Below are 22,430 nucleotides of genomic sequence, written 5' to 3'. Positions count from 1 at the left end.
AAATCTTTCTCATTTTCCTTACTTGTGTTATAATGAAATGAAAATAGGAAGATGAGTTTGTCAATGAATGGTTTTGAGTGGTTGCTTAGACTGATATTGAAGTTAGCGGTAATAATGCTTTTGCTTGCATTGGCTTTTATCTTACTATTTTTGAGTTGCTATTATCTGTATAAATAAAAAAGAGGAAGTCAAATGGCAGAAGTGTTTCAAAATCCTTCAGATCAGGTTATTAAGAACTATTTAGAAGAGGCTAAAACTATTGCGGTAGTTGGACTATCAGATAGACAAGACACAGCTGCTTTTAGGGTTGCCCAGTTTTTACAAGAAAAAGGCTATCATATTGTTCCAGTTAATCCCAAATGTGAAGGGCAATTGCTTTTGGGACAGAAAGTCTATGCTCATTTGCAAGACATTCCTTATCCCATTGATATTGTGGATGTTTTCAGAAGAAGTGAGGCCTTGCCGCAAGTTGCCAAAGACTTTTTAGAAACAGATGCTAAGGTTTTTTGGGCACAATTAGGTCTTGAAAGTGAAGAGGCAACCTTCTTATTAACATCAGCTGGACGTCACCATATCGTGATGGATCATTGTATCAAAATTGATTATCAGAACTTATTAGAAAAGTAATAAGGAATTACTCGCACATAAAAGCAAAAGTTAGGAGATGCTTATGGATGTTCATTCACATAATCAACAAGCATTGGATGCCTATGAAAATGTTCTAGAGCATCTACGTGAAAAGCACATTAGGATTACGGAGACGCGTAAAGCCATTATTTCTTATATGGTTTTATCCACTGAGCATCCAAGTGCTGATAGGATTTATCGTGATCTGAAAGATGATTTTCCTAACATGAGTTTGGCAACGGTTTATAACAATTTAAGGGTTTTAGTAGATGAGGGTTTTGTCTCTGAAATTAAAATTTCAAATGATTTAACCACATATTATGATTTTATGGGGCACCAACACGTTAATGTGGTTTGTGAAGATTGCGGCAAGATAGCTGATTTCATGGATGTTGATGTCATGGACGTAGCGAAAGAAGCCCATGATCAAACTGGCTATCGCATTACGCGGATTCCTATTATTGCTTATGGTATTTGCCCTGACTGTCAAAAGAAAAATAAACGCTTTTATTAATATCAAAAAACTGACTATGAGAGATAGTCAGTTTTTTAGGTTATGCTTTTTGTCATCCAAAAGACTCTTATCTTTTGAATCCTTGATAAAGTCGTAGAAGTAAAGGATACTGGTTGTCACATAAGGCAAGAGATAGATATATAAGATGCCAAATGAGAGGATGGCTAACAGGAACCAACCAATAAAACTGAATTGAAATAGGAAAAATTTCCATTTATAGCCTTTCATAAGGCTGATACTATGATCAATAATATCAATAGCAGCTGGATCCTCTCCCTTTTCAATCTGATCAAACAAAAGGTTTTCTGACATGGAATAAGCAAGTTGACGATTAATAGCAATTATTAGGCCAATTAAGGCAACAAGTCCTCCCAGTATCATGACACTGATTGGTGCCATTATTGGTGATCCCGTTTTAAGATTAATGCTATAAAACAGGTAACCAATACCAAGTAAGCCAAGTCCTAACATAAAAATCAATGACCATAGAAAGATTAAGAGAAACTTAAGGGATAAGAGGATAATGAGTTTTCTAAAGAGGGGATTGTTAAATACAAGGCTACTATCTGAAAAGGTCACCTGTTTTTTTTGCTGTCTGATAACCTTCAAAATAGTGAAGGCTGCAGAAAAAAGGAAGAATGAGGCTAATATGTTCAGTAAAATTGGGAAAATAGAGGCAAAGGTAGAAATGCTAATGCCTTGTTCGACCAGATAATTTTGATGAAGCTGTATGAATAATAAGATGATATGGAGAGCTATCGGAATAGCAAAAAGTTGATATTTGCCAGGCAAGTGTTTCAAAAGATGTTTCGCCTGCTTTTTCAGTTGTGATTGTTTCATTAAAAACTCCTTTGGTTTATTATAACATAGGGTGGATTGATAGTGGAACTTGAAACAACCTGTTTTTCAGCGCGAGCTTTCATGACAAGAGTCTCTTTTTTTGGTAAAATGGATAGGCTGAATGAAGCAAGACAAAAAGGCTTAGCCTTTTAAAAAAAAGAAAGCTCAAGACTGTTTATCTTGATAGCGAGGACAATATGACAGATTATCCTATTAAATACCGTTTAATCAAAAAAGAAAAGCACACGGGTGCTCGTTTGGGTGAGATTATCACTCCCCACGGGACCTTTCCAACACCTATGTTTATGCCAGTCGGAACACAAGCGACGGTAAAAACGCAATCTCCAGAAGAACTCAAATCAATGGGTTCTGGAATTATTCTATCTAATACTTATCATCTTTGGTTACGTCCTGGTGATGAATTAATTGCTAGAGCGGGTGGCCTTCATAAGTTTATGAATTGGGATCAACCGATTTTAACCGATTCAGGTGGTTTCCAAGTTTATTCTCTAGCAGACTCACGGAACATCACTGAAGAAGGGGTGACCTTTAAAAATCATCTGAACGGTTCAAAAATGTTCTTATCACCTGAGAAGGCTATCTCTATTCAAAATAATCTTGGTTCAGATATCATGATGAGTTTTGATGAATGTCCACAATTCTATCAACCCTATGACTATGTCAAAAATTCTATTGAACGGACAAGTCGTTGGGCAGAACGTGGTCTTAAAGCGCATCGCCGTCCACATGATCAAGGTTTGTTTGGAATTGTTCAAGGTGCTGGTTTTGAAGACTTACGTCGCCAATCAGCAGCAGATCTCGTAGGTATGGACTTTGCAGGTTATTCCGTTGGTGGTCTGGCCGTAGGCGAAACTCACGAAGAAATGAATGCTGTCCTTGATTTTACCACACCTTTATTACCAGAAAACAAACCCCGTTACTTGATGGGAGTTGGGGCACCAGATAGTTTAATTGACGGTGTTATACGTGGTATCGATATGTTTGACTGTGTTTTACCAACGCGTATCGCTCGGAATGGAACGTGTATGACAAGTGAAGGTCGTCTAGTGGTTAAGAATGCAAAATTTGCTGAAGATTTCACACCATTAGACCATGATTGTGATTGCTATACTTGCCAAAATTATACACGTGCTTATATTCGTCACCTCTTAAAAGCTGATGAAACCTTTGGCATACGTTTAACCAGCTATCATAACTTATATTTCCTTGTTAATCTGATGAAAAAAGTGAGACAGGCTATTATGGATGATAACTTGTTAGAATTCCGTGAAGATTTTTTAGAGCGCTATGGTTACAATACCTCAAATCGTAATTTTTAAGGAGACAGGGCTTGCCCTGTTTTTTTAGTGTTCTTTGTTACCCTATTTAAAAATAAAGGTTGACACAAAAACTTTCATTTTTTAAAATGTATCTATGAAGGCGAAAAACTTACCATTTTGGGGAATGGCTTTGGATGAGCAGTCACGTTGCTACCATTATCATTCAGAAAATGACATTGTGGTATTGAAATGTCAAAGCTGTCAAAAATATTATGCTTGTTATCATTGCCACGACAGTTTAGAGGATCATCCTTTTGTGGCAACAAACAGTCAAGAAAGCTACCCTGTCATGTGCGGGGCCTGCCAGCATCTCTTGTCGCTTAAAGATTACCAAAAGGGCTATTGTATTTTTTGCCAGCATCCCTTTAATCCAAAGTGTTCCCTTCACTATGATATTTATTTTAAAAAGGAGTAAAGATGTTTTCAACAAAAGATTTAGCTTATATGGCTATGATGACAACCTTAATTATTGTTTTGGGCTTTATACCAGCAATTCCTCTGGGCTTTATACCAGTTCCTATTGTTCTTCAAAATATGGGTATTATGCTAGCAGCTTTAGCACTTGGCGGTAAAAAAGGTGGCCTCTCCGTTCTTATGTTTCTCTTATTAGGTCTCTTCATTCCAGTATTTTCAGGGAAAGCAACAACTCTAGCCGTCTTTATGGGACCAACTGCAGGTTATGTTTTTGCTTGGTTATTGGTGCCACTCATTTTTGCGCTACTAACAAAGGTAGTGGCTTCCCAAAATAAAATGATGGTCTTTGTTCTTATTTGGCTAGCAGGTGTTCTAGTGGTTGACCTTATTGGAGCTATTTGGTTATCTGTCTATACTGGTATGGGTTTGCTTCCTGCATTGACCTCAAATCTTGTCTTTATCCCAGGTGATACCATTAAAGCCCTCTTGGCGACTGTGATTGTTTTAAAATTTAAAGATGCCTATATTTATAAACCAATTAAAGCTTAACAAGTTCACTTCTGAACTTGTTTTTTGTTAGGGTTAGAAGACAGTATTTTTGGTATAATAATAGAAATGAAGAAAGAAGGTTTGTCATATGAAACTAACCACCTTAGGTTCTTGGGGAGGCTATCCCTTTAAAGATCAAGGAACAACCTCATATTTAATTACTTCTGAAAATGGTTTTCATTTACTGATGGACGCAGGAAGTAGGGCTCTGAATGAGTTAGAAAAGGAATTGAGTCCTCTTGAGCTAGATGCTGTGATTATTAGTCATTACCATCCTGATCATGTCGCTGATTTAGGCGTCTTAAGACATTACCGTCAACTTTACCCAAAACAGTTATGGGATGCAAAAGTTTTACCCATTTATGCTCATAATGAAGATCAGGGAGAATTTGCCAAATTGAGTCTGGCAGATGTTTCCCAAGGAGTGGCTTACAATGTTGAAGCTGGTCAAACCATTGGACCTTTTGATATCACCTTTATCAAAACGGTACATCCTGTCATTTGTTACGCTTTTCGCATTAGGGAACGACAAACGGGTCAAGTTTTAGTGTTTACTGCTGATACGGGTTATTTTGAAGACTTGGCTGCTTTTGCTAAAGATGCGGATTTATTCTTGGCAGATGTGTACCTTTATGAAGGAAATGAAAACCATCCAGCGCATTTAACCACTAAAGAAGCTGGGCAAATCGCTCAGAAAGCTGGTGTTAAGAAACTGGTTCTCACCCATATGCCACCTCTTCCACCGCAAGGGATTGACCCAGAAAGGCATTTGGACATTTTACGAGAAGAAACTCAAGATCATGCGGGCTCCATTCCAGTAGAGCTTGCCTTTCCGCATAAATCGTGGGATTTGGGTGATGTGAACTAATGTCATATAGTCAAGAAGAAAAAGAATTCTTTATGCGTGAGGCCCTCAAAGAGGCCAAAAAGTCATTAGATAAGGGAGAAATTCCTATTGGCTGTGTCATCGTCAAAGAGGGACGTATTATTGGTCGCGGTCATAATGCCAGAGAAGAGCGCAATCAAGCTATTATGCATGCAGAAATAATGGCCATTAATGAAGCTAACGCGACTGTCGGTAACTGGCGACTTTTGGACACTACTTTATTTGTGACCATTGAGCCATGTGTCATGTGTAGTGGAGCTATTGGTTTAGCTCGAATACCTCAAGTTATTTTTGGGGCTCATAACCAAAAATTCGGTGGCGCAGGCAGTTTATATGCTATATTGACAGACCAACGTCTCAATCATCGCGTTGAACTTGAGACCGGCCTTTTGGCGGAGGAATGCGCAGCTATCATGCAAACTTTCTTTAGAGCAGGACGCATGAAAAAGAAGGAAGCCAAAAAACAAGCAAAGCTGGAAGAATAAGCTGGTTTGCAATTGAAAGCATTTGTGGTATAATAAGTGATGGAGCAACACTTGTGCGTGAAGTGGGTCAGGGGAGGAATCCAGCAGCCCTAAGCGATTTCGAGTGTGTGCTCTTTTTCGTTTATAAATAAACCCCTGTAAAATCAACGTTTACAGGGTTCTTTTTTGTGTAAATCTGAAATAGGTTCAGTGCCATCTGTTACGTTTTTTTGTTCCTTTATAGTACGTTGATGAGTTCAAATGGACCTAGTAACCCGATTTTCTCTGTTAGTTTTAATATTTTATTTCATTTACCAATTCTAATCATAATCCTTCATAACTAAAACACACAACTTCTTTAATGCCTTGTAATAGAAATCTAAAAAGCGATATCGGAATATTTCCTATCATTGTGACTCACCTTAAAAATGATTTTCCTTCTTGATTGAGGTTAACATACACTCATCAGATATGCGCACCCTTGATATGAAAAAACTATTCATATTAACATCAGTAAAAAATAATCAATAAATTGAAAAATTAAATTTTAAATTATTTTAAAAAAATCAGTTTTTAAAATGTAAATATGATATAATTAATAATGAGAAAATGGAGGGATTGGGATTTGTTGGTGAAGCAGTATAGAAATTTTATCATTTTAATAGTCTTATTATTAGTTTTTGTTGGGAGTTTGTCATTTTTAATTGTTAAAAATAGGACAAATAGAGTTAAAACAGATAAAACAGAAAAGATTGCAGCTAAAGAATTTATTGGGAAAAAATTACCCGATTTTAAATTAATTGATTCAAATGGTGAATCATTTGAGTCAAGTCAACTAAAAAATAAACCCACTATCATAATTGAATGGGCAAGTTGGTGCCCACATTGTCATAAAATGTTACCAATTATGAATAATATGTATAAAAAGCATAAAAAAGAAATTAATTTTGTGTTTATTAATGCAACCGGCTCAAATAAAGGAACTGAAACTCGTGTTACTGCAAAAACATATATTGAAAAAGAAAAGTTTGAATTTCCTTACTATTATGATGATGCTATGGCAGTAACGAGAACCTTAAAAGTCGATTCAGTCCCAACTTTCTTCTATATAAATAACAAGAATATTGTTGAAGATGTAACAGTCTCTGAAATGTCGGCTAAAGACATGGAAAATAAAATCAATCAACTAATCAACTAACTAATTAATTATTAAGGAAATCCAAGGGGTAGAGTTATGAAAAAGAGTCGTTTAGCAAAAACATCATTTATTTCTTTGTTATCGGTAGCAGCGTTATCGCAGATTTCTGTCGAAAACAATCATCTTTCATTTTTCAACGTTAAAAGCGTTAATGCTGATGAAGTGGTTGAAGTTGATGCGACAGATCAAGGTGTCCTAACCGATACAGAAGTGGTAGAGAATGCTACTTTAACTTCAGAGTCTACAGTAGATAAAATAGTTTCGACTACAGTTGTTGAGACTCCGAGTGCAAGCTTTGATTTAACAAATCAAAACACTGCTTCTGTTGTTTCGGAAGTGGGGTCAGTTGAAGTTTTAGAAGCTAAAACAAGCGAAGCTTTATCTAATTCGGTTGCCTTAGCTGCGACAGATCCAATTGCTCCAGATGATCAAACAGAAGATGTAGCCGATGCAAAATTAAGAGTAGATATCGGTAAAGTTTTAGATGATTTAGAGGCTATGATTGCTAGCGGAGATATTGCTGCCGCTAAAGAAAGTTACGAATTGGCAGATACTTTTCAAGGAGCTAGTTTGGAATTTTATGGTTATAAAGACGAAATTGATCAGATTCCAAATGTAAAAATTGCATCTGTAAGGTTAGAGTATGAGGCTAGAAATGCTGCTATTTATCAAGCGATTTACGGCACCCCATTACCAACAGGCCCAGTTGTCACTACTCGTACAGAAGTTATCGCACATACAACAAAATATATTGCAGATGACACCTTAGCTTATGGACAACGCCAGACGGTTGTTGTTGGGGTTGATGGTGAGAAAACATACACTACGACAGATGGAGTAGAAGATGCCGGTGTCGTAACTAAAGCAATGGTTGCAGAAGAAATCCGGGTTGGAACGAAACCAACAGTTGAAACTGTAACGATAGCCAAGCCAGCAGATGTTGAGGAAGCAGATGCAACATTAGCAAAAGGGACACGCGTTCTAAAAACGGCTGGAAGCACAGGAAGTATTACAACAACGACAACTTATAGTATGGATGCAACAACAGGTGTTGTGACAGCCAATACACCAACGGTTGAGACAGTAGCGGCAAGTCCGGATGTCTACAGAGTTGGAACGAAAGAAGATGTGCCTGTACCAGTTGTTACTACTCGTACAGAAGTTATCGCACATACAACAAAATATATTGCAGATGACACCTTAGCTTATGGACAACGCCAGACGGTTGTTGCTGGGGTTGATGGTGAGAAAACATACACTACGACAGATGGAGTAGAAGATTCCGGTGTCGTAACTAAAGCAATGGTTGCAGAAGAAATCCGGGTTGGAACGAAACCAACAGTTGAAACTGTAACGATAGCCAAGCCAGCAGATGTTGAGGAAGCAGATGCAACATTAGCAAAAGGGACACGCGTTCTAAAAACGGCTGGAAGCACAGGAAGTATTACAACAACGACAACTTATAGTATGGATGCAACAACAGGTGTTGTGACAGCCAATACACCAACGGTTGAGACAGTAGCGGCAAGTCCGGATGTCTACAGAGTTGGAACGAAAGAAGATGTGCCTGTACCAGTTGTTACTACTCGTACAGAAGTTATCGCACATACAACAAAATATATTGCAGATGACACCTTAGCTTATGGACAACGCCAGACGGTTGTTGCTGGGGTTGATGGTGAGAAAACATACACTACGACAGATGGAGTAGAAGATGCCGGTGTCGTAACTAAAGCAATGGTTGCAGAAGAAATCCGGGTTGGAACGAAACCAACAGTTGAAACTGTAACGATAGCCAAGCCAGCAGATGTTGAGGAAGCAGATGCAACATTAGCAAAAGGGACACGCGTTCTAAAAACGGCTGGAAGCACAGGAAGTACTACAACAACGACAACCTATAGTATGGATGCAACAACAGGTGTTGTGACAGCCAATACACCAACGGTTGAGACAGTAGCGGCAAGTCCGGATGTCTACAGAGTTGGAACGAAAGAAGATGTGCCTGTACCAGTTGTTACTACTCGTACAGAAGTTATCGCACATACAACAAAATATATTGCAGATGACACCTTAGCTTATGGACAACGCCAGACGGTTGTTGCTGGGGTTGATGGTGAGAAAACATACACTACGACAGATGGAGTAGAAGATGCCGGTGTCGTAACTAAAGCAATGGTTGCAGAAGAAATCCGGGTTGGAACGAAACCAACAGTTGAAACTGTAACGATAGCCAAGCCAGCAGATGTTGAGGAAGCAGATGCAACATTAGCAAAAGGGACACGCGTTCTAAAAACGGCTGGAAGCACAGGCAGTACTACAACAACGACAACTTATAGTATGGATGCAACAACAGGTGTTGTGACAGCCAATACACCAACGGTTGAGACAGTAGCGGCAAGTCCGGATGTCTATAGAGTTGGAACGAAAGAAGATGTCATTGAAATAGTTGAAGAAATTGTCGAAAAGACGAAATCTTTTGGAAAAGTGGTTATAAATAATCCCGACCTTTTAAAAGGAATTTCTCGCCAAGTTAGGTTAGGAAAAAATGGGATTATTGAAGTAACTTATAAAATTGTAAAAGTTAACGGCTTAGAAATATCAAGGGAAATCATTTCAGAAAAGGAAATTGAGAAACCAGTCGACGAGATAGTTGAAATTGGTACTAAGGAGCCAGTCGAAAATCAAAATCAAAAAGTGATTAAAGCAAATGAAAGTAAAATGAATTCAACTGATGTTAAGAAAGTTGAAAATAAAGGCGAACTTCCAAAAACAGGAGAAATAAAAGAATCAGTTTTTGGAATGTTTTCAGTCATAATGACAGGGTTGTTTGCACTAGTTACATTTTTGGGGAAAAGAGAACGTAAATAAAAGGTTCGCGAGAACTACGATTAATTACTAGGAGAGAGAAATGGAAGTAAAAACGGATAAAAGGATTTGGGTAAAAATCCTAAGTACCTTAGGAATTATAGGGGTACTAGTTCCTATGGTTTATGTTTTAGCAACAACTGCTATTTCAGCATTCGCGGCTGAAACTAGTACTGTTGAAACTAAAACATATCAAGAAGGGTGTTCGATTCGTGTTGAATCAACAGAATCAGTCAGTTGGAATTTGCCACGGCAACCAATTGACTTGGTTATTTTACAAGATGCCAGTGGATCTTTTGAAGATAACATGCCTAAGATCCAGACTGCACTTAAAACACTGACATCTTCAACAACTGAAGAAAACTATGATGAAAACAATCCCAAACTTGTATTCACAAATGATCCAACCACGACTGACCGTGTAATGCTTGCTAATTATGGTGGTCTTGATTACATTAAAAACTATGACAATGTCAGCCGTACTACAACTGCAACGGGATTTAACGCTCCGGCAAGCAATTACAGTTATTATTCGTATACTGATTCTTATGGTTACATTCAATATGCTTATTATTATGACTTTATCCTAGTAGATGGTGTCAGTGTACAAAAAGCTGGTGTTATTGAAACGGATTATTATGGGAATAAATATTTTATTCCAGCTGGAGCATTTAATATTTTCACTGGTTATTATGTTTCAAGTAATGCACCACTTGTACAACTAAATGGAACTCGGGCTATTGGTAACTATACCAACTATAAGTCAACAGTTACTGGAACTGACTCGAATTTTACTAACTTTAATAGTTACACTTCATCAACTGGATACCGCTACGACGCATCTGGATTGCTGACAAGTAATGCCGAAATTGATTCAAAAATTGACAGCATTGTTACCGGTGGTGGAACACCGACTGTGCCAGCTGTTGAAGACGCTATAGCTTCATATGAAGCAGTTAAAAACACCGGCGGTGGCATGGCGAACAACCGTAAAACCGTGTTTTTACTAATAACAGATGGTGTTGCCAATGGTTATCGCAATGCTGGTGACTCAACTGTCTATATGGATAGGAGTCTTTACAGAGCCTATAATTTGGCGAATGACTGGGCAACAAATGGTTATCTTCCGGAAGCCTCTCAAAACTATTTAGCTCGTGCTAAAGAACTAGAAGCTGCTGGTGATAAACTAAAAGCAGCAGTGGGAGCTGACGGCAAAGTAGTTATTGGCTTCTTCGAGGATTTGAAATGGTTAGAGACATTCAAAAGTCAAGGAGCACCTGCTCCACTTTCTGGATATGGTTATGCTTATCAAAACGGATTTGGAAATCCAGGCTCAAATACAACTATAACAACAGGTGACTCTAGATCAGTACAAGAAGTATTTCATGATTCCTTACAAACAATGGCAAGTCCGGATGATGTTTTACCTAACGGTAAAGCAGGAACATATTTTGTAAATGAGCAAGGTGATGTCGATCTTTTTGCTAAGAAAATTCTAGAATCTATCGCTTCAGCGATTGTTAAAGAAGATGTTAAAGGTACTTTTGACATCACTCCTGGTTATGAAGTTGGATCCGTCCAAATTAATGGTAAAACAATCGTTCCTGAAGATAAATTAACTGATCCTACTACTCAAATTAGGGGAACAATTACCCAAGATGGGAACAAAGTTACTATTAGTGTTCCAGAAAGTGTCTTTAATCCTGGAGATAATAAATTTACATATAATCTAGTCAAAACTGAGGCACCGACTGATACAGCTATTGATCCTAACGTTCCAATTGAAGAACAGGAAAAACCACCGGCTGATGACTATAAAGCAGGAACAGTAACTGAAGAAGTTGGACGACTTGTAGGTACCTTCTCTGTGGGTGAGTATACTAGTCCGAAAATCGGGGATACCGCGCCGACAGACGTTACCTATACAGATATGGCTTATTGTTACCCTCGTGTTGAGAAGGATGTTAAAGACCAAGATATTTCCAATGATAAAAATGGTGATGATGGCAAATCTGGTGTTATTGCACAAGATGAATTACTCCCAAGTCGATCATCCTATGCTGCCTCACTTACATCTGAGAGTGAACAATTTACATATACCATGAATTACAAAATGTTCAACTCACCACTTGAGTTTAAAGACAATGTAAAACTTTTGGATAAAATTGATCCTCGTTTTGATGTAAAATCTGTTGAAGTATACGAAGGCACTCAAAAATTAGATTGGAATGTCACACAAACGACACTAGCTACAGGACAAACCGAAGTTGCAGTGACTGTTCCAAAATCCCCAACTCCAGAAACGGTCGTAGATGGAACAATTGTCAAGGCAACCGAATATGGTGGACATGTATTTAAAGAGTATACTGTTAAAATTGTTGCGCAATTGAAAGATCAATATCGTTACAGTGTTAATGCTTCTGAATATAAAAAGTTAATGCAAGATAATGGTGGTTTAGGAGCAGTTAACCAGGCGACAATGTCGTGGGACCAAGTTGGTCTTGATACACCGCAAGTTCGTCGCTCAAACTCTGTATACGTACAACCTCCACTCGAAACAGATATTAAGAAAACAGTATCAATTTCAAAAGATGGATCAGATAGGGCAAGTGAAAAAACGCTAAATACCCGTCTACAACCTTATTATTACCAAATTACTTCAACTTGGCCAGGTGTTGTAGGTCAATACATACTTGAGGATACATTAGTTCCAGAGCTAAAAGTAAATAACAGCACAGTTGGAATGGACTTTGCACCGACAAAAGATCAAGTGTGGATTACTGTAGACGGAATTGAAATTCCAAGCTTGCAAAAGTTTATTAAAGTTGTTATGGATGGAACATCTCAAAAAGTAGTTCTTGATATTGACAGTACTAAGGTTGGAAGAACCGATCTTAGAAATATTACAAGAGAAATCACAGCTGCCAATACTAGTAATGGACCAGCAGTGATCGAACTTAATATAAATGCTCTGATTCGTGAAGATGCTGACTTAAGTAAGTATGCTGTTGATGGAAAAATCAAAGTACCAAATGATGCCAAAGTTACTTTAGATGGAAATTCAAAAACTTCAGAGAAAGTCTATGTAACACCAGATACCCCTGCTGTAAGTAAACTGATTGATGGAGTTGACACTTTAAGAAATGTTAATAGTTATGATCAGACGTTTACTTATGAATTAATTGCTACCTTACCTAGTGATATTAGAAACTTTAATGAGTACTATATCCGTGATGCGGTAGACCCTCGACTCGAAATTACTGATGTTAAGATATCATCGATACCACGCACATCAGATTCGGGAATCTTAGGTGCTCCATTTGATCCGTTAGGTGGATCAACTACCTACTTACCACAAGACTACTTTACAATTAATCAGAACGATACCTCAAAACGAAAAGCGGATGGAAGTGAAGCAAACAAACAAATCATAACTGCTACTTTAAATGCAGATAAATTTGCAGTAGTTAATGGTGGTGATATGATTCGTTTAATTGTCACTGCCAAAATTAAAGATGGTGCAAAAGGTGCGATTGAAAACGTTGCAACAATTCACTATACAAAGGATGGAGAACCACCGGTTGATACTCCAGAAACGCCTCCTGTTGTTGTTACACCACCTCCGACAATTACAAAATCAGTTAACCCTGTAGTCGAGAAACGTACAGGTGGTTCATTTGATTTACTACCTGAAAATAGTGGGCCATTTAGTCCAATAATTGTGAAAGATGGTGAAAAGCTTGAGGTGGGAATCTGGAATGATCCGTTCCGATTTACTGTTGAGGCAGAAGTACCATTTGGTAGTTCAACCTTTAAGATTGAAGACCCACTTGAATTCGCATTTCAACCTTATGGTCAAGTTGCAAGCGATATGATTAGCGGTTATGACGCTACACGTAAAGTTGAAATAGTAGATCAAAGTGGAAATGTCGTAGATACAGGTTATGATTTATCTAAATTAATTAAAGTAACATCGAGAATTGCAACTGATGCTGAATCAGGTATTCAACAAGCCGGTGTTGATAAGAATATGTACACCATGGTAGTTGATTTCGCAGATGCAGAATCAACTCTAGGAATTACTCATAGTCAATCACTTGATTTGATGAATAAGATTGCTGGTAATAGAGTTCGTCTGACTTTCGATTCACAATTTAAACGTTATGCAAGTTTGACAGATTATGTTAACCTAAACACTGACGGTAAACCTTGGGTACCAAACGTTGCTAATTTAGTCATAAATGACAAATCGATCCCATCAAACGAAGTCCAAGTTACACCTCCAATAAATGAACCTGACATTAGTAAGACTGTCGATGGTGTTAAAAATAAAGATTTGAGTGGTCCATATCAAATCTTCACATATAAAATTGATACAAGTATTCCTTATAATGCTACTCAATTTGAAGTTGTTGATAAATTGGAACCTGTTCTTGAATTGATAACATCACCTGAGAACTTTGAAGTGCTAATTGGGGATAAGGTATATTCTGCTACGGATAAAGTTGTTGTTGATGGCAAAGAAAGATCCATCGTTACCTTCGATGCAACAAGCGGAAATATTTCTGTTATGTTGAAAACCGCTCAAATTGAAGGGAATGAAGGGAAAACATTATCAATTCGTTTCTCTAGTCGTGTTAAGAAAAACGCTGATTTATCGAAATATCGTGATTTTACAGATGCTAAAAATCAAGCCCATATTCCAAATGAGGTAACATATCTCATTAACAACCAACCAAGTGAGAAGAAAGATACTGCAGAAGTAGCACCACCACCACCAGTACCTTCAACAATCGTTAAGAAAATTGAAGACCCATCTACTGGTAAGCTTGTTGATGACTTAGTGATTGAAAATGAAAAAGCATATAATTATTTTGTTGACATTACTATGCCATCTAATATCTATGAATATCAAGCATGGCAACTAGAAGATGTCTTAGATCCTCGAATTGAGCTTCAACCAGGTAAAACTCCGTATCTTCAATTTGTTGGCGGTGGAGAGCCACTTGATGGTCAAAGCGCAGATGCAAGTGACCTTCAATACTACCATGTAACTACAGAAAATGTTACAGTCGACGGAAAAGATACTACCAAGATACTTGTTAAGGTAAATCCAGAGGACATGAACAAATTACATGATAAATATCATATTCGTCTTGTAATTCCTGCTCAAATCAAGAAAGATGTCCTTGATAAGAAAATTCCAAATGAAGCTACTAAACATGGAGTTCAACCAGATGGTAAAGACCACATTATTACTACCCCTCCAGTATATGTTACCCCTCCAACTCCAGCACCTGAACCTGTGAAGGATGTTGATGGAAAACCAAGTTTAGATCTTTCCACAAGAGATCAAGAATTTGAATATCATGTCAAAGCCACTGTACCTGATGATGTATCAGCTATTACAGAATTTACATTGTATGATGATCTTGAAGATATCTTAACAGTTACTGGTACAAGCGTTACGGTTGCGGGTCAATCAGATGATAAAGTTTCACTTACAACTGAGGACGGTGGTAAAGTAACTGCGGCCTTACCAAAAGATTCATTAGCAAATTATGCTGGCAAAGAAGTCATATTGACAATTAAGGCTAGAATCAAGGCTGGTATCACAAATGATGAACTATCTAAATATGTTTCTACTCCAGAAGGTTCTATCCCAAATAAGGCTAAACTAACTGTTGGTGATAATAGTGGACAGTCTAAGGAAACAAACAATGTTCCAGTAACCCCTCCAGGGGAAACACCAACTGTAGAGAAGAAAATCAATGGCACACTTGATGACTTAGATATTGCCAACGAAAAAGACTACACTTATAACATTAAGTCAACTCTTCCAGTAGACATTACTAAGTACAAATCCTATGTAATCGTTGATACCTTGGATAAAGATTTAGCCATCCAAGGCACACCAACAATCACAGGTGATGCGGCTAAATTCTTCGATGTTAAAGTAGATGGTCAAACTGTCACTGCAACTATGAAGGACTTCGCAAACGCTAAAGATTTCGCAGGTAAATCAGTTGAACTTGTGATTACATCACAAATCAAAGCAGGTGTGACACGTCAAAACATTCCAAACACTGCAAAAGTGACTTACCAAGATAGATCACATGTTGCCGGTGAACCAGATAAGGAAGTTGAGACACCACCAGTAACAGTAACTCCTCCAGGAGAAACACCAACTGTAGAGAAGAAAATCAATGGCACACTTGATGACTTAGATATTGCCAACGAAAAAGACTACACTTATAACATTAAGTCAACTCTTCCGGTAGACATTACTAAGTACAAATCCTATGTAATCGTTGATACCTTGGATAAAGATTTAGCCATCCAAGGCACACCAACAATCACAGGTGATGCGGCTAAATTCTTCGATGTTAAAGTAGATGGTCAAACTGTCACTGCAACTATGAAGGACTTCGCAAACGCTAAAGATTTCGCAGGTAAATCAGTTGAACTTGTGATTACATCACAAATCAAAGCAGGTGTGACACGTCAAAACATTCCAAACACTGCAAAAGTGACTTACCAAGATAGATCACATGTTGCCGGTGAACCAGATAAGGAAGTTGAGACACCACCAGTAACAGTAACTCCTCCAGGAGAAACACCAACTGTAGAGAAGAAAATCAATGGCACACTTGATGACTTAGATATTGCCAACGAAAAAGACTACACTTATAACATTAAGTCAACTCTTCCGGTAGACATTACTAAGTACAAATCCTATGTAATCGTTGATACCTTGGATAAAGATTTAGCCATCCAAGGCACACCAACAATCACAGGTGATGCGGCTAAATTCTTCGATGTTAAAGTAGACGGACAAACTGTCACAGCGACTATGAAGGACTTCGCAAACGCTAAAGATTTCGCAGGTAAAACAGTAGAACTTGTGATTACATCACAAATCAAAGCAGGTGTGACACGTCAAAACATTCCAAATACAACTAAAGTGACTTACCAAGATAAATCACATGTAGATGGTCAACCAGACAAGGAAACACCACCAACTCCACCAGTAACAGTAACTCCTCCAGGAGAAACACCAACTGTAGAGAAGAAAATTAATGGCACACTTGATGACTTAGATATTGCCAACGAAAAAGACTACACTTATAACATTAAGTCAACTCTTCCAGTAGACATTACTAAGTACAAATCCTATGTAATCGTTGATACCTTGGATAAAGATTTAGCCATCCAAGGCACACCAAGCATCACAGGCGATGCGGCTAAATTCTTCGATGTTAAAGTAGACGGACAAACTGTCACAGCGACTATGAAGGACTTCGCAAACGCTAAAGATTTCGCAGGTAAATCAGTTGAACTTGTGATTACATCACAAATCAAAGCAGGTGTGACACGTCAAAACATTCCAAACACTGCAAAAGTGACTTACCAAGATAGATCACATGTTGCCGGTGAACCAGATAAGGAAGTTGAGACACCACCAGTAACAGTAACTCCTCCAGGAGAAACACCAACTGTAGAGAAGAAAATCAATGGCACACTTGATGACTTAGATATTGCCAACGAAAAAGACTACACTTATAACATTAAGTCAACTCTTCCGGTAGACATTACTAAGTACAAATCCTATGTAATCGTTGATACCTTGGATAAAGATTTAGCCATCCAAGGCACACCAACAATCACAGGTGATGCGGCTAAATTCTTCGATGTTAAAGTAGACGGACAAACTGTCACGGCGACTATGAAGGACTTCGCAAACGCTAAAGATTTCGCAGGTAAATCAGTTGAACTTGTGATTACATCACAAATCAAAGCAGGTGTGACACGTCAAAACATTCCAAACACTGCAAAAGTGACTTACCAAGATAGATCACATGTAGATGGTCAACCAGACAAGGAAACACCACCAACTCCACCAGTAACAGTAACTCCTCCAGGAGAAACACCAACTGTAGAGAAGAAAATTAATGGCACACTTGATGACTTAGATATTGCCAACGAAAAAGACTACACTTATAACATTAAGTCAACTCTTCCGGTAGACATTACTAAGTACAAATCCTATGTAATCGTTGATACCTTGGATAAAGATTTAGCCATCCAAGGCACACCAACAATCACAGGTGATGCGGCTAAATTCTTCGATGTTAAAGTAGATGGACAAACTGTCACAGCGACTATGAAGGACTTCACAAACGCTAAAGACTTTGCAGGTAAAACAGTAGAACTTGTGATCAGCTCACAAATTCGTGCTGGAGTTACTCGTCAAAACATTCCAAACACTGCAAAAGTGACTTACCAAGATAAATCACATGTTGCAGGTGAACCAGATAAGGAAGTTGAGACACCACCAGTAACAGTAACCCCTCCAGGGGAAACACCAACTGTAGAGAAGAAAATCAACGGCGACTTGGATGACTTAGATATTGCCAACGAAAAAGACTACACTTACAACATTAAGTCAACTCTTCCAGTAGACATTACTAAGTACAAATCCTATGTAATCGTTGATACCTTGGATAAAGATTTAGCCATCCAAGGCACACCAACAATCACAGGTGATGCGGCTAAATTCTTCGATGTTAAAGTAGACGGACAAACTGTCACAGCGACTATGAAGGACTTCGCAAACGCTAAAGATTTCGCAGGTAAATCAGTTGAACTTGTGATTACATCACAAATCAAAGCAGGTGTGACACGTCAAAACATTCCAAACACTGCAAAAGTGACTTACCAAGATAGATCACATGTTGCCGGTGAACCAGATAAGGAAGTTGAGACACCACCAGTAACAGTAACTCCTCCAGGAGAAACACCAACTGTAGAGAAGAAAATCAATGGCACACTTGATGACTTAGATATTGCCAACGAAAAAGACTACACTTATAACATTAAGTCAACTCTTCCGGTAGACATTACTAAGTACAAATCCTATGTAATCGTTGATACCTTGGATAAAGATTTAGCCATCCAAGGCACACCAACAATCACAGGTGATGCGGCTAAATTCTTCGATGTTAAAGTAGACGGACAAACTGTCACAGCGACTATGAAGGACTTCGCAAACGCTAAAGATTTCGCAGGTAAAACAGTAGAACTTGTGATTACATCACAAATCAAAGCAGGTGTGACACGTCAAAACATTCCAAATACAACTAAAGTGACTTACCAAGATAAATCACATGTAGATGGTCAACCAGACAAGGAAACACCACCAACTCCACCAGTAACAGTAACTCCTCCAGGAGAAACACCAACTGTAGAGAAGAAAATTAATGGCACACTTGATGACTTAGATATTGCCAACGAAAAAGACTACACTTATAACATTAAGTCAACTCTTCCAGTAGACATTACTAAGTACAAATCCTATGTAATCGTTGATACCTTGGATAAAGATTTAGCCATCCAAGGCACACCAAGCATCACAGGCGATGCGGCTAAATTCTTCGATGTTAAAGTAGACGGACAAACTGTCACAGCGACTATGAAGGACTTCGCAAACGCTAAAGATTTCGCAGGTAAAACAGTAGAACTTGTGATTACATCACAAATCAAAGCAGGTGTGACACGTCAAAACATTCCAAATACAACTAAAGTGACTTACCAAGATAAATCACATGTAGATGGTCAACCAGACAAGGAAACACCACCAACTCCACCAGTAACAGTAACTCCTCCAGGAGAAACACCAACTGTAGAGAAGAAAATTAATGGCACACTTGATGACTTAGATATTGCCAACGAAAAAGACTACACTTATAACATTAAGTCAACTCTTCCAGTAGACATTACTAAGTACAAATCCTATGTAATCGTTGATACCTTGGATAAAGATTTAGCCATCCAAGGCACACCAAGCATCACAGGCGATGCGGCTAAATTCTTCGATGTTAAAGTAGACGGACAAACTGTCACAGCGACTATGAAGGACTTCGCAAACGCTAAAGATTTCGCAGGTAAATCAGTTGAACTTGTGATTACATCACAAATCAAAGCAGGTGTGACACGTCAAAACATTCCAAACACTGCAAAAGTGACTTACCAAGATAGATCACATGTTGCCGGTGAACCAGATAAGGAAGTTGAGACACCACCAGTAACAGTAACTCCTCCAGGAGAAACACCAACTGTAGAGAAGAAAATCAACGGAGACTTGGATGACTTAGATATTGCCAACGAAAAAGACTACACTTACAACATTAAGTCAACTCTTCCAGTAGACATTACTAAGTACAAATCCTATGTAATCGTTGATACCTTGGATAAAGATTTAGCCATCCAAGGCACACCAACAATCACAGGCAATGCGGCTAAATTCTTCGATGTTAAAGTAGATGGACAAACTGTCACAGCGACTATGAAGGACTTCGCAAACGCTAAAGACTTTGCAGGTAAAACAGTAGAACTTGTGATTACATCACAAATCAAAGCAGGTGTGACACGTCAAAACATTCCAAACACTGCAAAAGTGACTTACCAAGATAAATCACATGTTGCCGGTGAACCAGATAAGGAAATTGAGACACCACCAGTAACGGTAACCCCTCCAACTCCTGATACGCCTGATTTAACTAAGAAAGTTAATAAGTTAGAACATGCGGATCTAGCAAACCGTCAAGAACCATTTACTTATACAATTGATACAACTTTACCTAAGAATGCTTTTGCATTTGAAGTTACTGATACTCTAGAAAATGTTCTTTCATTTGATGGAGATATCAAAGCAACTGTAGATGGTAAAAATATACCTATTGAGCAAGTTGTAACAGATGGTCAAAAACTTTCAGTGAAATTCACTAAAGAACAACTAAAAGCTTATGCTGGACAAGCTGTTCATATTGAATTTAATGCCAAAGTAAAAGATGGTGCAGATTTAAGTCCTTATCGAAATGATAAAGGTGATATAAGCGTTCCTAATATTGCAAATTATCAAATCAATAATGATCCGAAACTGGTTAAAGAGTCTAATCCTGTAACCATTACACCACCTACACCAACTGAACCAAACATTGATAAGAAAATTAATCGTACTGAAACTCACTTAGAAATTGATCGTGGTAAATCTTATATGTACACTATCAATAGTGATCTTCCAAATGATATATCTTCTTATAAAGAGTACATTATCAGTGATACATTAGATGATGCACTTGCTATTAATGGCCCAGTAGAAGTACACGTAGATGGTTACAAACTTGCTGATTCAACATTTAAGGTTGTTACAGATGGTAATCATGTAACAGTAACTGTTAAAGATTTTGCAACATTAGCAGGCTATAAACAAATTCAACTCTATATTCCTTCAGCAATTAAGGAAGATTTCGAATTGGATAAAGCAATATATCCTGATAATAAAATCCCGAATACTGCAACAGTTGATTTCATCAACAGTGATGGTAAAGAAGGAAGTAAAGAAACTAAACCAGTAACTGTAACACCTCCAACACCAGAAACACCGGAAGTTCCAGAAGAACCAACACCGGAAACACCAGTGAAATCTGTTGGACATGATGATACAGATCAAAGTAATAAACTTATCTTGAAAACAGCAGATGAGACATTCCGCTTTGATGTTCAAGCAGTTGTACCGACTGATAAAGATGAGAAGAATCGTATCGATTTGACACACTTTAACATGAGTGATACACTTGACCCTAATTTGATGGTTGCACGAGTTGCAGTTGAAATCACATCTACTACGTCAACTATTCCTGAAGCTAACTTTAATTATATTGACGAAGATCTTGAAAAAGCTACGCAAGAACTTAAAGATGCACAGGCCAAATTAGACGAAATTAGTAAAGCAGCAACAAGCACCGATACTCAAAAATCTGTTGAAGATGCACAAGCAAAAGTAACAGACCTCGAGAATAAATTAGCTGAGGCTGAAGCTAAGTTAGCAGAACTTAAAACTACAGAACCCGTTCCTACAGATGGAACCCGTCCGGATTCTACGGTTGATAATACTGCTGCAATTACTGCTCAGGAAGCAATTATTACAGATCTTAAAGGTCAACTAGCAACAGCTAAAAGTGATTTAACAGTAGCTCAAAAGGTACTTTCAGAAGCTAAAACACCTGCTGAAATTAAAGTGGAACTTGACAATCAACAAAAACTTGTTGATAAAGCACAAGAGGCATTCGATAAAGCAGATGCAAAAGCTAAGGAAGTAGCAGAAAAAGCTAACTTGTTAGCTAAATTGATTAACCAAGGTGAACTAACTGCAAGTGAGATGGCAGAGCTTGGTATATCTACCGCTAAGAGTCAAGGACAGCTTGTAAATGTTGAAATTACTGATAAGGACACTCTAGAAGCTCTTAAAGGTTACACTGTTAAGACAATCATTTACTCTTCAATCAAACCAGGTACGGACTTAAAACCATACTTGAAAGATGGATTTGAAAATATTGCAACAGTAAGCTTTAACCATGGTCCAAACTCAACATGGACAAAAGATACAAAACCTGTTCATGTATTCCCACCAAAACCAACAACTCCTGATAAACCAGTAACTCCTCCTCCTGGTGAAACACCACCAAGAAGAACACCGCCGACACGACCAAGTCGACCAATTTTACCAAGAAATGGTGATAATACAAATTCATTATTAATTGGTTTTGGTGCGTTACTTGCAGGTTTAGGATTCGTAGGTTTGAAAAAGAAAGAAAACTAAGTAAAAATTTCTCAAATAATTTGAAAAAATCTTCTTAGTAAGTTCTTAGACTCTATATATCTTCTATTACGG

11 protein-coding genes and 1 other RNA gene are annotated in these 22,430 nt (G+C 38.0%); 11 read left to right on the top strand and 1 reads right to left on the bottom strand.

The features are described from left to right. Positions 1-192: 192 nt before the first annotated feature. Both DQM95_RS09340 and perR read left to right on the top strand, forming a co-directional pair. Positions 193-627: a CoA-binding protein gene (locus DQM95_RS09340; RefSeq protein WP_037593150.1), complete on the top strand. Its 435-nt coding sequence runs from the start codon at positions 193-195 to the stop codon at positions 625-627. A 43-nt stretch (positions 628-670) separates the two neighbouring features. Further along, complete coding sequence (gene perR / locus DQM95_RS09335; protein ID WP_015912006.1) at positions 671-1,141, top strand: peroxide-responsive transcriptional repressor PerR; 471 nt, start codon at positions 671-673, stop codon at positions 1,139-1,141. Between the two features lie 27 nt (positions 1,142-1,168). Here the strand turns inward: perR and DQM95_RS09330 are convergent, their stop codons facing one another. After that, positions 1,169-1,981 (bottom strand): DUF975 family protein, encoded by an 813-nt coding sequence (locus tag DQM95_RS09330; RefSeq protein ID WP_037593152.1) that lies wholly within the window; start codon positions 1,979-1,981, stop codon positions 1,169-1,171. 197 nt (positions 1,982-2,178) lie between these two features. On the opposite strand from DQM95_RS09330, the gene tgt reads away from it, so the two are divergent. From tgt to DQM95_RS09285, 9 genes are all read left to right on the top strand, one after another. Beyond that, positions 2,179-3,321: a tRNA guanosine(34) transglycosylase Tgt gene (gene tgt, locus DQM95_RS09325; protein ID WP_037593154.1), complete on the top strand. Its 1,143-nt coding sequence runs from the start codon at positions 2,179-2,181 to the stop codon at positions 3,319-3,321. Positions 3,322-3,415: 94 nt separating this feature from the next. After that, complete coding sequence (locus DQM95_RS09320) at positions 3,416-3,736, top strand: CHY zinc finger protein (RefSeq protein ID WP_080939202.1); 321 nt, start codon at positions 3,416-3,418, stop codon at positions 3,734-3,736. 2 nt (positions 3,737-3,738) lie between these two features. Then, on the top strand, positions 3,739-4,284 hold the full coding sequence (locus DQM95_RS09315; protein ID WP_037593155.1) for a biotin transporter BioY: 546 nt from the start codon (positions 3,739-3,741) through the stop codon (positions 4,282-4,284). Positions 4,285-4,372: 88 nt separating this feature from the next. After that, positions 4,373-5,152, top strand: a complete 780-nt coding sequence (locus tag DQM95_RS09310; RefSeq protein ID WP_037593156.1) for an MBL fold metallo-hydrolase — start codon at positions 4,373-4,375, stop codon at positions 5,150-5,152. Further along, a complete protein-coding gene (tadA, locus tag DQM95_RS09305; RefSeq protein ID WP_015912000.1) occupies positions 5,152-5,655 on the top strand; it encodes a tRNA adenosine(34) deaminase TadA in 504 nt (167 codons plus the stop codon). Before DQM95_RS09310 ends, tadA begins: the two co-directional genes overlap by 1 nt. Positions 5,656-5,686: 31 nt before the next feature. Next, positions 5,687-5,784: signal recognition particle sRNA small type (gene ffs, locus DQM95_RS09300), an RNA gene on the top strand. 451 nt (positions 5,785-6,235) lie between these two features. Then, complete coding sequence (locus DQM95_RS09295) at positions 6,236-6,832, top strand: TlpA family protein disulfide reductase (protein WP_154615863.1); 597 nt, start codon at positions 6,236-6,238, stop codon at positions 6,830-6,832. A 36-nt stretch (positions 6,833-6,868) separates the two neighbouring features. After that, positions 6,869-9,700: a G5 domain-containing protein gene (locus tag DQM95_RS09290; protein WP_111686012.1), complete on the top strand. Its 2,832-nt coding sequence runs from the start codon at positions 6,869-6,871 to the stop codon at positions 9,698-9,700. Between the two features lie 40 nt (positions 9,701-9,740). After that, positions 9,741-22,358, top strand: coding sequence for an isopeptide-forming domain-containing fimbrial protein (locus DQM95_RS09285; protein ID WP_111686011.1), 12,618 nt, complete (start codon positions 9,741-9,743; stop codon positions 22,356-22,358). The last annotated feature ends 72 nt before the right edge of the window (positions 22,359-22,430 follow it).

Origin of the sequence: Streptococcus uberis (assembly GCF_900475595.1) — a bacterium.
Classification (GTDB): Bacteria; Bacillota; Bacilli; order Lactobacillales; family Streptococcaceae; genus Streptococcus; species Streptococcus uberis.
Note: the sequence above shows the minus strand (reverse complement) of the source record. Positions and strands in the feature narration are given on the sequence as shown.

What these genes read in the sequence shown, in the direction of transcription:
- DQM95_RS09320 (WP_080939202.1), top strand. Translation starts at nt 3,416, where the DNA reads ATGAAGGCGAAAAACTTACCATTTTGGGGAATGGCTTTGGATGAGCAG.
- DQM95_RS09330 (WP_037593152.1), bottom strand. Translation starts at nt 1,981, where the DNA reads ATGAAACAATCACAACTGAAAAAGCAGGCGAAACATCTTTTGAAACAC.
- DQM95_RS09315 (WP_037593155.1), top strand. Translation starts at nt 3,739, where the DNA reads ATGTTTTCAACAAAAGATTTAGCTTATATGGCTATGATGACAACCTTA.
- DQM95_RS09285 (WP_111686011.1), top strand. Translation starts at nt 9,741, where the DNA reads ATGGAAGTAAAAACGGATAAAAGGATTTGGGTAAAAATCCTAAGTACC.
- tgt (WP_037593154.1), top strand. Translation starts at nt 2,179, where the DNA reads ATGACAGATTATCCTATTAAATACCGTTTAATCAAAAAAGAAAAGCAC.
- tadA (WP_015912000.1), top strand. Translation starts at nt 5,152, where the DNA reads ATGTCATATAGTCAAGAAGAAAAAGAATTCTTTATGCGTGAGGCCCTC.
- DQM95_RS09340 (WP_037593150.1), top strand. Translation starts at nt 193, where the DNA reads ATGGCAGAAGTGTTTCAAAATCCTTCAGATCAGGTTATTAAGAACTAT.
- DQM95_RS09290 (WP_111686012.1), top strand. Translation starts at nt 6,869, where the DNA reads ATGAAAAAGAGTCGTTTAGCAAAAACATCATTTATTTCTTTGTTATCG.
- DQM95_RS09295 (WP_154615863.1), top strand. Translation starts at nt 6,236, where the DNA reads ATGAGAAAATGGAGGGATTGGGATTTGTTGGTGAAGCAGTATAGAAAT.
- DQM95_RS09310 (WP_037593156.1), top strand. Translation starts at nt 4,373, where the DNA reads ATGAAACTAACCACCTTAGGTTCTTGGGGAGGCTATCCCTTTAAAGAT.
- perR (WP_015912006.1), top strand. Translation starts at nt 671, where the DNA reads ATGGATGTTCATTCACATAATCAACAAGCATTGGATGCCTATGAAAAT.